This window comes from Actinosynnema sp. NPDC004786 (assembly GCF_053601135.1).
In genome coordinates, this window is record NZ_JBSGBG010000031.1 from 50,750 (window position 1) to 63,894 (window position 13,145).

At 71.1% G+C, this 13,145-nt stretch carries 7 protein-coding genes (1 of these 7 cut by a window edge); 1 reads left to right on the top strand and 6 read right to left on the bottom strand.

Annotated features, from left to right (window positions below; genetic code table 11):
- The 5 genes from ACWEFJ_RS25340 to ACWEFJ_RS25360 form a co-directional block, all read right to left on the bottom strand.
- Nucleotides 1-6,868, bottom strand: the 5' portion of a protein-coding gene (locus tag ACWEFJ_RS25340; RefSeq protein WP_449715273.1) for an amino acid adenylation domain-containing protein. The gene continues 3,137 nt to the left of window position 1, outside the view; the window shows 6,868 of its 10,005 coding nt (coding positions 1-6,868); it begins with the start codon at nucleotides 6,866-6,868; the stop codon falls past the left edge of the window.
- Nucleotides 6,869-6,957: 89 nt separating this feature from the next.
- Nucleotides 6,958-8,097, bottom strand: coding sequence for an acyl-CoA dehydrogenase family protein (locus tag ACWEFJ_RS25345; RefSeq protein WP_449715274.1), 1,140 nt, complete (start codon nucleotides 8,095-8,097; stop codon nucleotides 6,958-6,960).
- Nucleotides 8,090-8,386: a phosphopantetheine-binding protein gene (locus ACWEFJ_RS25350; protein ID WP_378086737.1), complete on the bottom strand. Its 297-nt coding sequence runs from the start codon at nucleotides 8,384-8,386 to the stop codon at nucleotides 8,090-8,092. The genes ACWEFJ_RS25345 and ACWEFJ_RS25350 overlap by 8 nt, the downstream gene beginning before the upstream one ends.
- A complete protein-coding gene (locus ACWEFJ_RS25355) occupies nucleotides 8,379-9,404 on the bottom strand; it encodes an HAD-IIIC family phosphatase (RefSeq protein ID WP_378086735.1) in 1,026 nt (341 codons plus the stop codon). Before ACWEFJ_RS25355 ends, ACWEFJ_RS25350 begins: the two co-directional genes overlap by 8 nt.
- A 46-nt stretch (nucleotides 9,405-9,450) precedes the next feature.
- Nucleotides 9,451-10,305 (bottom strand): 3-hydroxyacyl-CoA dehydrogenase family protein, encoded by an 855-nt coding sequence (locus ACWEFJ_RS25360; protein WP_378086733.1) that lies wholly within the window; start codon nucleotides 10,303-10,305, stop codon nucleotides 9,451-9,453.
- 1,172 nt (nucleotides 10,306-11,477) lie between these two features.
- On the opposite strand from ACWEFJ_RS25360, the gene ACWEFJ_RS25365 reads away from it, so the two are divergent.
- A complete protein-coding gene (locus ACWEFJ_RS25365) occupies nucleotides 11,478-12,218 on the top strand; it encodes a methyltransferase (RefSeq protein WP_378086732.1) in 741 nt (246 codons plus the stop codon).
- Nucleotides 12,219-12,575: 357 nt separating this feature from the next.
- Here ACWEFJ_RS25365 and ACWEFJ_RS25370 read toward each other — a convergent pair whose 3' ends face one another.
- A complete protein-coding gene (locus ACWEFJ_RS25370) occupies nucleotides 12,576-13,109 on the bottom strand; it encodes an EF-hand domain-containing protein (RefSeq protein WP_378086730.1) in 534 nt (177 codons plus the stop codon).
- Nucleotides 13,110-13,145 lie beyond the last annotated feature (36 nt).

The following is a 13,145-nucleotide window of genomic DNA, read 5'->3' on the forward strand; positions in this document are numbered from 1 at the left end:
GGTGCTCCTGGTACGCGGGCGAGGCGGCGGACCGGGCCTGCTGCCGCACGAACGCCGCGTAGCCGTCGGACCGCACGTCGGCCAGCGCGCCGCGGGCGAGGTGGTCGGCGAGGTCGCCGAGGATGATGTCGATGGACGCGCCGTCGGCCACGATGTGGTGCAGCGACAGCACCAGGTGGTGCGTGCCGTCCGCGTCGATGACGATCCCGCAGCGCCACAGCGGCGGCCGGGCCAGGTCGAACGGCCGGTTCATCGCCGCGACGACGTCCTCGGTGCGCAGCGCGGGGTCGCGCCGGTGGTCGAAGACGTGGAACTCGGGCGTGACCTCGGCCGAGACGCGCGCCTTGATGTCGGTCGCGTCGATCTCGTAGTACGCGCGCAGCTTCTCGTGCTTGCGGGCGATCGCCGCGAACGCCTCGGCCAGCCGCCCCGGGTCGACCGGGCCGTCGAAGCGCAGGCCGGTCACGATCTGGTACGCCTCGTTGCCGCCGCGCATCCGCGACAGCACGTAGACCCGCTTCTCCTGCTCGGACACGGCGGTGGCGTCGAGCGGTTCGAGGCCCGCGCCCCGACGCGCGCCGGACGGCAGGCCGCGCGGCGCGGTCGAGGTCGCCCGCCGGAAGTCGAACCCGCCGGCGCGCAGCGCCTCGACGCTGGTGCGGATGACCTCGAAGATGCGGTCCTGGTGCTCCCGCGTGTGCGCCAGGGAGAAGTACGCGGTCCGGCGCTCCCACACGTAGACGCCGTGGAACACCATGAGCTTGAAGAACAGGTTGAGCGTCAACGACATGTCGGTCATGTCGCGCGGCACGACCGTCTCGTACTTGTAGAGCGACGCGAAGTGCGACACCTTCAGCGGCACTTCCTCCGCCTCGAAGTAGTCGTTCACGCGACGCGCGAAGTCGGCCGTGAGCCGGTTGACGGCGGCCAGCTCCTCCTCGCCGTGGTCGCGCAGGTAGGTCAGCGCGGCCTTGCAGGCGGCCATCGTCAGCGGGTGCTTGCAGAACGTCCCGGCGAAGAACGTGGTGGGCACGGCCGGCTTGGAGTCGTCCACGTCCGACCACGCGCCGCCGTCCACGGCGTCGAGGTACTTGCTCTTGCCGGCGATGATGCCGATCGGCATCCCGCCGCCGACGAGCTTGCCGTACAGCGACATGTCGGACTCGACGCCGAAGTGCTCCTGCGCGCCGCCCAGCGCGATCCGGAAGCCCACGATCATCTCGTCGAAGATCAGCGCGATGCCGTGCTCGGTGCAGATCCGACGCAGCTCCCGCAGGAACTCCGTCGGCTGGAGCGTCGGGTTGCGCGACTGGACCGGCTCGACCAGCACGGCGGCCAGCTCGGAGCCGTGCCGGCGGATGCGGTCCAGCGACTCGGCGCTGCCGTAGGTGAGCACCATCGTGTCGTCCACCGCCGACTGCGGGATGCCGATCGAGGTGGGGATGCTGTCCTCGCCGTCGGCCTCGGCCAGCACGGCGTCGTAGCTGCCGTGGAAGGAGGTGAGGAACCTCGCGATCTTGTCCCGGCCGCTGACCGCGCGGGCCAGCCGCACGGACACCATCACGGCCTCGGTGCCGGTGTTGCAGAACGCGACCCGCTCCGCGCCGGTCATCTCGTGCACCAGCTCCGCGACCTCGCCCGCCACCCGGTTCTGCGGACCCAGCTCGTAGCCGCGGTCGAGCTGGTCGCGCACGGCGTCGACGATGAAGTCCGGCTGGTGGCCGAAGAAGTGGACGCCGTAGCCCATCGCGGTGTCGATGTACTCGTTGCCGTCCACGTCCCAGAAGGTCGCGCCGCGCGAGCGGGCCGACACGACGGGGTAGACCGTCTCCTTGATGCTGGGGTTGAAGTTGAGCGAGGCGATCCAGTCGGCCAGCACCTCGCGGTGCTCCCCCGCGTACTGCTTGGACGTCGGGGTCTTCGCGGTGAACCGCGCCACGAAGTCGCGGATGAACCCGGCCTGCTCGTCGGTGAGCCGGTCGTCGGTCAGCTCGATGTTGTTGGTGTAGGTGCCCACCTTGCGCGCCGGGGCCGCCGGGCGGCGCTTCTCCGCCTTCGGGGCCGCGGCCGGGTTCAGGGCCGGGGTCGGGTTCAGGGCCGGGGTCGGGTTCAGGGCCGGGGTCGGGTTCAGGGCCGGGGTCGGGTTCAGGGCCGGGGTCGGGGTCGGGGCTCCGGTCGCCGTGCCCGCGAGCACGTCCAACTGCTGCTGCATGATCTCGAGCTGCGACCGGATGATGCCCTCGATGCCGGGCGCCGGCGCGGCGGCCCCGACCTCGGCCCGGACCGGCGACGCCACGGCGACCGGCGGCGGGGTCGCGGCGGCGACGGGCTCGGCGGGGAGCGCCGCCGGGACCGCCTCGGCGGGGCGGTGCTTCAGCACGAAGTCGGCCAGCAGCCCCGGCGTGTAGAGGGACTCGAAGAACGCCTTGATCGGGATGTCGAGCGCGTACTCGGCCTCGACGCGCTTGCCGAGCTGGACGAGCATCAGCGAGTCGATGCCCAGGGCGAACAGCTGGACGGACTCCTCGATCGCGTCCACGGCCACGCCGGTGACCTGGCTGATGACCTGCTTGACGAACGCGACGACTGCTTCCCGCTCGGCCATGCGCCGCACACCGGTCCTCTCCGCCTCGACGACGACGGGTCGCGCCGCCTCACCGCCCTGCTGCCCGGACCGGTCGGAGTACCAGGTCCGACGCCGGTCGAACGGGGTGTGCGGCAGGTCGCGGACGAGGGCGCCGGAACCGCCGCCGGGCAGCCTGGTCCACTCCAGCGAGCGGCCCTGCTCCCACAGCACCGCCGCGCTCTCCAGCAGCTGCCGCGTGTCCGAACGCCCCTTGCGCAGGCTCGGCACGACGATCGCGTCCGGGTGCTCCTGCGCGATGAGGCCGCCGACCGTGGCGGTGGCGCCGATCTCGAGGAAGACGCGTGCGCCGCCCGCGACCGCGCCGGCCACCGCCGCCCGGAACAGGACGGGCTCGACCAGGTGCTCGCTCCAGTACCGCGCGTCGATCGGCGCGTCGGCGGCGACGGGCCCGCCGGTCCGCGCGGAGAACCACGGGACGGCGGGCGGGTCGAACGCGTGGTGCCGGATCTGCTCGTGCAGGTCCCGCGCGGCCTGGGCCATGCGCGCGGAGTGGTACGGGTGCGAGACGTCCAGGCGCTCGGTGAAGACCCGCTGCCTCCGGGCGGCCTTGAGCACCGCCGCCAGGCTGTCGGCCGGGCCCGCCACCGTGGTGTTCTCGGCCGCGTTGACCGCGGCGACGGAGACGTCCGGGAAGTCGGCGAGCAACCGCTCGGCCTGCTCCCGCGAGCACAGCAGCGTGGCCATGGAGCCGTCCACCCCGGACGCCTCCACGACCCGCGCCCGGCGCGTGACCAGGTCGACCGCCTGGGTGAGGCTCATGACCGACGCGAAGCAGGCGGCCGCGTACTCGCCGATGCTGTGGCCGATCACGGCCGACGGCGTGACGCCGAGCGCCTGCCAGTACCGCGCGAGGGCCAGCTCGACCGCGAAGATCATCGGCTGGGTGTGGCGCGGCGACCGGAACGGCTCCTCGTCGTCGCCGAACATGGCCTCGACCGGCGACACGTCGCCGATCCGGCGGAACACCCGGTCGATCTCGTCCAGCTCGTCGCGGAACAGCGGGGCGTGCTCGTACAGCTCCCGCGCCATGCCCGGGTACTGCGTGCCCTGGCCGGCGAAGACGAACACCTGGCCCGAGCCCGCCTGGTCACGGGTCTCCAGCGCGCCCAGCGCGGCCTCGGCCGCGGCCGGGATGCCGGCCACCGAGTCGCAGACCAGGGCCGCCCGGTGCCGCAGGGCGGCCCGCCGCTCGCCCAGCGTGTGCGCGATGTCGGCGAGGTCGGCGGTCGTGCCCGCGCTCCACTCGGCCAGGTTCCGCAGCGCGGTGCGCAGCGCGGCGTCCGACTTCGCGGAGACGGGCAGCAGGCGGGCCAGGCCGGGCGTCGGCCGCGTGGCGCGCGGCTTCGGCCGGTACTCCTCCACGATCATGTGGGCGTTGCTGCCGTTGATGCCGAAGGAGCTGATGCCGGCGCGGCGGACGCCGCCGACCGGCTCCCACGGCACCTCGTCGGTCACGACCTCGATCGGGATGGCGTCCCAGTCGATGAGGCGGTTGCCCTCGCGGAAGTGCAGCGTGGCCGGGAGCCTGCCGTGCCGCAGGGACACGACCACCTTGCACAGCGCGGCCATGCCCGCGGCGGACTCCAGGTGGCCGAGGTTGGACTTGACGCTGCCGACGCGCAGCTTGTCCCGCCGGCCCGCGAACACCCGGGCCAGGGCGTTGACCTCCTGCGGGTCGCCGATCGGCGTGCCGGAGCCGTGCGCCTCGACGTAGGAGACGTCCTCGATGCCGACGCCCGCCTCGGCCATCGCGGCCTCGACCACGCGCTGCTGCGCGGTGCCGCTCGGCACGGTGAACCCGCCGCCCCCGCCGTTGTGGTTGACGGCGGAGCCGCTGATGACGGCGAGGACGTCGTCGCCGTCGCGCTCCGCGTCGGACAGCCGCTTGAGGATGACGACCGTGCCGCCCTCGCTGCGGATGTAGCCGTCGGCGCCGTCGTCGAAGCTGCGGCACCGACCGGTCGGGGACAACGCCTGCAGCCGCGACCACGACACGTGGCCCTCCGGGCTGAGGATCAGGTTCACCGCCGCGGCCACTACCACGTCGCAGCCGCCCTGCTTCAGCTCGCGGCCCGCCTGGTGCAGCGCGTACAGCGAGGACGCGCAGGCGGCGTCGATCGCCTGGCTGGGGCCCTCGAAGCCGTAGGTGTAGGAGATCCGGCCGGCCGCCGAGTTCGCCATGTTGCCGGTGTAGCTGTAGCGCTCGGCCGGGTGGCCGAGGTTCTTGCCGACCTGGACGTAGTCGTTGGTGTAGATGCCGACGAACACGCCGACGCGGCGGTCGCGCCCGGCGGTGGTCGGGTCCATCCCGGCGTCTTCGAGCGCTTCCCACGTCAGCTCCAGCAGCAGCCGCTGCTGGGGGTCGATCGACTCGGCCTCGGCGGGCGAGATGTTGAAGAACAGCGGGTCGAACTGGTCCACCTGGTCGAGGTAGCCGCCCTGGGTGGTGGTGACCTCGCCGGTGTCGAGGTCGCTGTGCGCCCACCGGTCGGCGGGCACCTCGCGCACCACGTCGACCTTGCCGCTCAACGTCTCCCAGAGCTGGTCGCGGGTCTCGATGCCGCCGGGCAGCCGGAACGCCATGCCGACCACCGCGAGCGGCTCGGCGGCGAACGCGGCCGCGGGCATCGGCTCGGCGCGGGACGCGGCCGGCGCGCGGACCTCGCCGACGCGGCGGCCCAGCTCGTCGGTGAGCGCGTTCGCGGTGGGGTGGTCGATGATGAAGGTGCTCTCCAGCGAGACGCCCAGCTCGCGCGCGAGCCCGCTCTGGAGCTTGATGAGCTGCATCGACGTGCAGCCCAGTTCGAACAGGCTCTTCTCGTAGTCGTCCTGGCGCAGGTCACCGGCGATGCCCAGCACGTCCGCGACGTGCCGCGACACCAGGCCCGCCAGCGACCCGCGGTCGGCGGCCGGGACCGGCTCGGCGGCGCGGGAGCCGGCCGCGCCCGGCGCGTCCAGGTCGGGCAGGTCGATCGCCCGGCCGCCGGCGAGCAGCGGCTCCCAGTCGACCGGCAGGCCGCTCACGTACGCCTCGGCCAGCGAGGTCAGGAAGTGCTCCAGGCCCTGCTCGTCCCGCCGCAGCGAGGTGAGCACCGGCACCTCCACGCCGACGTCCTCGGCGGTCTGGCGCAGCGCCAGCGTCAGCACGGGGTGCGCGGTGACCTCGATGAACGCCTGGTAGCCGTCGGCCAGCATGGCCCTGGTCGCGCTCTCGAAGAGCATCGGCTGGCGCAGGTTGCGGTACCAGTACTCGGCGTCCAGCCCGGTGGTGTCCACCACCGCGCCCGCCTTGCCGGAGTAGAACGGGATGTCGGACGCCCGCGGGGTGATCGACGCCAGCGAGGCCAGCACGGTGTCCCGCACCTCCTCGACCCGCGGCGAGTGGGCGGCCAGCGGCACGGAGGTCACGTGGGCGTAGACGCCCGAGGCGCGCAACCGCTCGGCGGCGAGCGCGAGCACGTCGCGGTCGCCGGAGACCACCACCGTGCGCGGCGCCATGATGCCCGAGACGTCCACGTCGTGGCCGTGCTCGGCGAACCACGCGACCACGTCGTCCACCGGCAGCGCCACCACGGCCATGCCGCCCCGGCCGGCCAGCGCGGACTGCGCGCGGCTCCACAGCACGGCGGTCTTGGCCGCGTCGTCCAAGGACAGCGCGCCGGAGACGAAGGCCGCGGCGGCCTCGCCGATGCTGTGCCCCACGACCGCGTCCGGCCGGACGCCGTGCGACCGCCACAGCTCGGTGAGCGACACCATGATCGAGAACAGCACGGGCTGCACGACATCGGTCTGCTCGTACAGGTCCGCCGCGTCCGACCGCAGCACGTCGACCAGCGACCAGTCCACGTGCGGCGCGAGGGCGTCGGCGCAGTCCCCGATCCGCCGCGCGAACACCGGCGCGGAGTCGAGCAGCTCGGCCGCCATGCCCGGCCAGATCGCGCCCTGGCCCGGGAACACGAACGCGGTGCGGGTCACGGCGGCGGCCGTGCCCTCGACCACGTCCGGGCTCGGCCGGCCCTGGGCGAGCAGGTCCAGCGGCCCGGCGAAGTCGTCGCCGCGGCCCAGCAGCACCGCGCGGCGCGCGTGCGGCGGTCGGGCCGCCAGCGCGCGGCCGACGTCCCGGGGGTCCGCGGCCGTGCCGCCGACGAAGTCGCGCAACCGGCCGGCCGCCTCGCGCAGCGCCCGCTCGTCCGGCGCGCCCAGGATCCAGGGGATCGTCATCGCCGCCTCACCACCCGGCCACGCGGGGTGCTTGCCATGACGGCCTCCGGGGTGCTCGCGACGCGCGGGATCTGACAAGGTTCATGGGCCTAGTTCTTCCTGGCGAACTTCTTGTAGCCGAAGTCGGCGATCATGATCTGCTGCAACTGCGACGTGCCCTCGATGACCTCGAGGATCTTCGCCTCCCGGAACAGGCGTTCCGCCGGGTAGCCCGACCAGCACCCGTTCCCGCCGAGCACCTGGACCGCGTCCGCCGTCGCGCGTTGCGCGATCGTGGACGAGAAGTACTTGGCGACGTTGGTCTCCATGGCCGCGTCGGCGCTGCGCCGGGCCAGGAACCCGCCGGCGCGGCGGCACAGCTCGCGCGCGGCGGCGACGTTCGTGACCGCGTCCGCGACCATCTTCTGCACGAGCTGCTGCGTGCCGATCTTGACGCCGAACTGCTCGCGTTGCGTCGCGTAGGAGCACATCTCCTCCAGCGCCGCCTGCGCCAGCGCGACGCCGGCCCACGCGATGCTGTACCGGCCGTGCAGCAGGGCCGTGTTCACCACGAAGCCGAAGCCCGCGCCGATGCCCGCGACCAGGTTCTCCGCCGGCACCTCGACGTCGGCGAAGGCGACCTCGGCGATATGCGTGGCGCGGTTGCCCAGGAACCCCGACATGGGGCGGGTTTCCACGCCCGGCGTGTCGCGGTCCACGACGAACGCGCTCGTGACGCCGTCGTCGGAGGCGATCACCAGGAACAGGTCGGCGATCCCGGCGAAGGAGATCCACTTCTTCCGTCCGTTGAGGACGAACGTGTCGCCCTTCCTGGTGTAGGTCGTGGCGACCGCGGCGGCGTCGGAGCCCGCGTTCTCCTCGGACAGCGCGAAGCAGCCGATCCTCTCGCCGCGCGCCAGGGCCGGCAGGTACTTCTCCTTGAGCCGCTTGGACCCCAGTTCCAGCAGCGTCCCGGCCACGATCGAGGTGTGGACGGTCAGCAGCGCCCGCGTGGAGGCGCACGCCTTGCCGATCACCTCGGTCAGCTCGCCGTACGCCAACGGGTCCAGGCCGAGGCCGCCCCACTTCTCGGGGACCGACGCGCCGAGGAGCCCCTCCTCCGCCATCCTGCGCACGACGTCGCGCGGCAGCCGCTCGTCGCGGTCGAACTCCGCGGCCCGCGGCGCCAGCTCGGTCTCGGCGAAGGACCGGGCTCTGGCGATGACGTCGGACCGGTCCGCGTCACTCACCCGACGCGCTCTTCAGTTCGCCGACCATGTCCGCGAGGCGGCGGACCGAGCTGAAGTTCCGCAGCACGATGTAGTCGTCCGGCACCTCGACGTCGAACGTGGACTCGACGTAGTGCAGGAGCTGCATGGCGAACAGCGACGTGAAGAAGCCCCGCTCGAAGATGTTGTCCTCGTCGTCCAGCTCGACGTCCTTGAACGCGGTCATGTTGTCCCGCAGGTAGGCCCGGATCCGGGTCGCGGCGTCCGCCACCGTGACGTCTGCCATGTTCACCACCGCCTCGTCATGCATCGATCTCGACCTTGATGTACTCGGGGTATTCCTGGCGGACCGCGAGGTCGTGCTCGTACAGGTAGTCGCTGCCCTCCTGCCACACCACGCGGAAGTTGGCGAGCTGGTAGGTCAGCAGCATCTGGCGGTTGCGGTCCGTGCGGCGGAAGCGGGCGAACAGGCGCTTGCCGTGCTCGGCGGCGCGCTTCAGCAGGAACGACAGCAGGACCGTGCCCACACCCTTGGACACCGTTCGGCAGGACATCAGCAGGAGGTTGATCGTCCAGCGGTCGTCCTGCTTCTCCACCAGGGCCATGCCGATCTTGCCGTACGAGCCGTAGCGGTCGGTCAGCTCGCACACCCACAGGTCGTGGTCCGGGCTGCGCATCAGCTCGTCCAACTGCTCGTACGAGTACTGGATGCCGGTCGAGTTGAGCTGGTTGGTGCGCTCGGTCAGCTCCTCCAGGCGCAGCAGGTCGTCGTCCTTGGCGCGGGAGATCGAGAAGATCATGCCGAGGCTGCCCAGGAACTCGTCCGCCGCGCCCTGGTAGTCCAGCTCGGCCTCGTTGCGCGCCTGGTCCTCCAGGTACATGAGGCGGCGGCGGCTCGCGTCCGCGGTCACGACCTTGGGGCTCAGCCGGGGCATCGACAGCAGGCCGCCCAGCTCGGCGGAGTCGACCGTCTCGACCTCGGGGTGGGCGAAGGCGACCTCGTCGCGCTCGAACGGCTGGTCGTCCACGAACAGGATCGTGTCGATGCCGATGTTGAGCTTCTCGCGGATCGCGGCGACGGAGCTGGACTTGCTGTTCCAGTTGATCTGCGGGTACAGGAAGTACTCGGCGAGGCCCAGCTCCTCCAGCTTGCGCATCGCGTCGTCGTGGTTGTTCTTGCTGGCGACCGACTGGAGGATGCCGCGGGCGTCCAGCGCCTTGACCAGGTCCACCACCCCGTCGCGCAGGACGAGGTCGTCGCCCGCGGAGAGGGTGCCGTGCCACAGCGTGTCGTCGAGGTCCCACACGACGCACTTGACCATCTTCATGTTTCGACGTCCCCCAACATGATCACTGCCCCGGCGTCCGCGCGGGTCAGTGCTTCGAGTACGTGTAGAACCCCTGGCCGCTCTTGCGGCCGAGCAGGCCGGCGGCGACCATCTTCTTGAGCGTCGGGCAGCACCGGAACTTGCTGTCCTGGAACTCCTCGTAGAGCACGTTCAGGGAGTTGACGACGGTGTCGAGGCCGATCAGGTCGGCGGTCTCCAGCGGACCCATCTTGTGCCCGTAGCCGAGCTTGAAGATGGCGTCCACCTGCTCGGGCTCGGCGACGCCGTCGTGCACCAGGAACGCCGCCTCGTTCATGAACAGGTGCGACAGCCGGTTGGAGACGAAGCCGGGCATGTCGTTGACCACGACGGCGCGCTTGCCGAGCGACCCGACGAACTCCTCGGCTTGCTTGATCGTGTCGTCGGAGGTGTGGAAGCCGCGCACGACCTCCGCGCACTCCAGCAGCGGCACCGGGTTCATGAAGTGGATGCCGACGACGTTGTCGGGGTGGGCGGTGGCGGCGGCGAGCTTGGTGATGGAGATGCAGCTCGTGTTCGCGGCGATCTTGACGTCCGGGCCGCAGACGTCGCGCAGGCGCAGGTACAGCCGCTCCTTCGCGGCCAGGTCCTCGACGATGTTCTCGACGACCCAGTCCACCCGGGCCAAGTCGGCGAGGTCGGCGGTGAAGCGGATGCGGCCGAGGACGTCGTCGGTCTTCCAGGAGGCCGTGGCCGGGGACATCATCCGGAACTCGCGGACGAGCCGGCGGACGTCCCGGGGCGCCGCGGCCAGCACGTCGGGATCGTGATCGGACAGCACCACGTCGTACCCGTTGGCGGCGCACGTGATGGCCACGTCCTTGCCCATCACGCCCGCCCCGATGACCCCTACTGTCGCCATTCCCCAACTACCCCTGTAATGAAGGAAGGGTGCGCCCGGGCGCCCTCGAACGTCCCCGCACGCACATTCTTTTTTCGCGCGCGCCGCCCATCGACGTGATGCCAATGGCTGACAAGACGCCGACGCGTGCTTCGCGCCCGATTACACCGTCCTTCGGACCCACCCAATCCGAAATATGCGGACGCAGCCTGCCCGAACCATGCGAGATCAACCCCTTCCCGGACCTCTCGCCCGTTGGGAGGCTTTCACTACGCCGTTTGCACGCTACGTCCGATTCGTACGTTCCGTGCCAGGGAGAATACACAGAACGCCGCAGGCACGTAAAGGTTTCACCGAAGCTACCGCAGGTAGTCGCACGATTGCGGCCTGTGCGTGCGGGACATTCACCGGACCGACCGAGAAGTCATGCCGTGAAGGAGGCCGGCGGGGTCGATCGGCGCTGTTGATCTTGGTTCTCGCCACGCCACATTGCCGACAGGAGCGAGAAGTTGATCTTGATCTGCGTTAGGCCGACCCGTCTGGACTGGCCAAACACCGGCACCGGCACCACATTCCTCGCACCGGAGAAAATCCGGAAAAGTCTCACATTCGGGCGGGTGCCGGCCGCGGTCCCGGACGATCACCGCCTGCGGGAACGAGCGCGGCCGACCTGCGATCCGACTGCCTGACAGTGGCTTTGACCTGCGACGATGACACCCGAGCCAGCGACCCGGACACGCACCGTCACCCCAGGACCGGCGTGAAGGCGGTTGCGGGAGCGTTCCCGAGACTCGCTCACGACCGTGCGCGACGGGCTTTTACAGCGGATTTGACCGGGATTTTGGGCGAAGTTAAGAGGCGGTCAATGCCCGTGCCGCACGACCGCCGCGCGGTGCCGCAGGAAGTGGCGGTGACTACGTGGTCCCGCAACGGGACGAGCACCGTCTCATTTCGCCGGGATTCACGGACGGGCGCGCCGGCGACACCTCAAGCCGGCTTCACCTCTCGTTCACGTTAACCGAAGACGTGTCGGTCGAATGCACCCTTGTCGGCCCTCTGGGCAAGGTCTAGCATGCGTCGGAACCGAAGGGGGCAATGCGGGCTTCTTCGCGCGATTCGGCGCGCCCGGGCCTCGCCGGCCGACTCTCGCCGAATCGCTCCGGCGACACTTCCGAACCCGTTGGGGGACAACCGTGGACAGAACGTTCGCCGAAGATGTGGGCGACTGGTTGGTCGCCCAGGCCGACGACCTCCTCAAGGTGGGCGGCACGAAACAGCTCATGGGATTGGACTGGACCGTGCTGCCCGAGGTGTGGCCGCCGGATCCCGCGACCGAGTCGTTCACCTCCGCTTTGCCGTTCGGTCCCGGGACGCGTTTCCTGGAAATCGGGTGCGGCGCGGGCGTGACGAGCGTGGTGGCCGCCCGGAGCGGGTGCGCGCGCGTCGTCGCCGCCGACATCAACCCGGCGGCCGTGGCCAACACCGAGCTGAACGCCAAGGCGCACGACGTCGCGGGCGCGGTCGAGGCCCGGACGAGCGACCTGTTCGGCGACCTCGGTCCGGCGGACGTGTTCGACCTGGTCGTCTCCAACCCGCCCCTCGTGCGGGCGCGGGAGAACCGGACCTACGACCGGCCGATCGAGCGCTCGGTGTTCGACCCGGGCTACGCGCTGCACCAGCGGTTCTTCCACGAGGTGAAGCCGCACCTCGCGGACGGCGCGCGCGTCTACATGAACACCAGCGACACGATGGGCGACCCGAAGTCGATCGTCGCGCTCGCCGGGCGGATGGGCTTCGCCGTGCGCAAGCACCGCTCGAACCGGATCGAGATCCCCGGCGCGCTGATCGGGTGGACCCCGGCCATCGCCGACGCCGCGGACGCGTACGGCATGGTCCACATCGACTCGTCCATCTACGAGTTCCAGCTGATCTGATCGTGGACGTCACGGGGAGGCCGGTCTTGCGCGGCGCGGCCCGCCGGTTACCGCGCGGCGCGGCCCGCCGATTGCCGAGTCGGTTTGCCGCGGCAGCGCGGCCATGCCGTTGCGCCCGGTCGGGCGTCGTCCCAGCCGAGGGCCGCCACCGCGTCGGCGTGACGCGCGCCCGGGACGGGCGCTCGGCGGTGGCGCGGTAGCGGACCTCGGCCGGGTCGTGGTCGAAGTGGCGTGTCACCCGGCGCGTCGCCCCGCGGCAGCGCGATCGTCCCCGGTCGCACTCCGGTCAGGACGTCGAGGGTGATCGTCGTGCGCGTCCCGGCCCGGTGGACCGGGGCACCGGCACCCCACCGCGACTCACAGGGTGCCCGCCAGCTGGTTGCCCTTGGCGTTCGGGTCGTCGCTGAGGTAGAACTCCCGCACCGCCTTGGAGAACTCCTCCCGGCTCACGTAGCCGTCGTGGTCGACGTCCAGCCTGTCGAACGCCTCCCGCGACTCGCCATCCGACATGCCGGCCTCGGTCTGCGCCTTGGCCATCTCCTCCCGGCTGATCCGGCCGTCGCCGTCCGAGTCGGCCGCGTCGAAGGCCGCCAGCGCGAACGGCACGGCGACGTCGTCCACGAACCTCGGGTCCTGGGCGGCCGAGGCCCACTCGTCCTTGCTGATCGCCAGGTCGGTGTCCAGGTCGGTGTGCTGCCGGATCTGCGTCCACATGTCGGAGGCGAGCTTGCTGAGCCTGCTCGCCTCGGCCGAACCCGGCGTCGCGCCGAGCGCCTGGCACCACTTCTCGACCATCGCGTCGATGTCGCTCTGGTCGATCCGACCGTTGTGGTCGGTGTCGTACCGCTCGAACGCCTTGTCGTACTTGCGTTGCTTGAGATCGCTGGTCATCAGTTGTCTCCTTCACTCGACACCATCGCCGGCCGC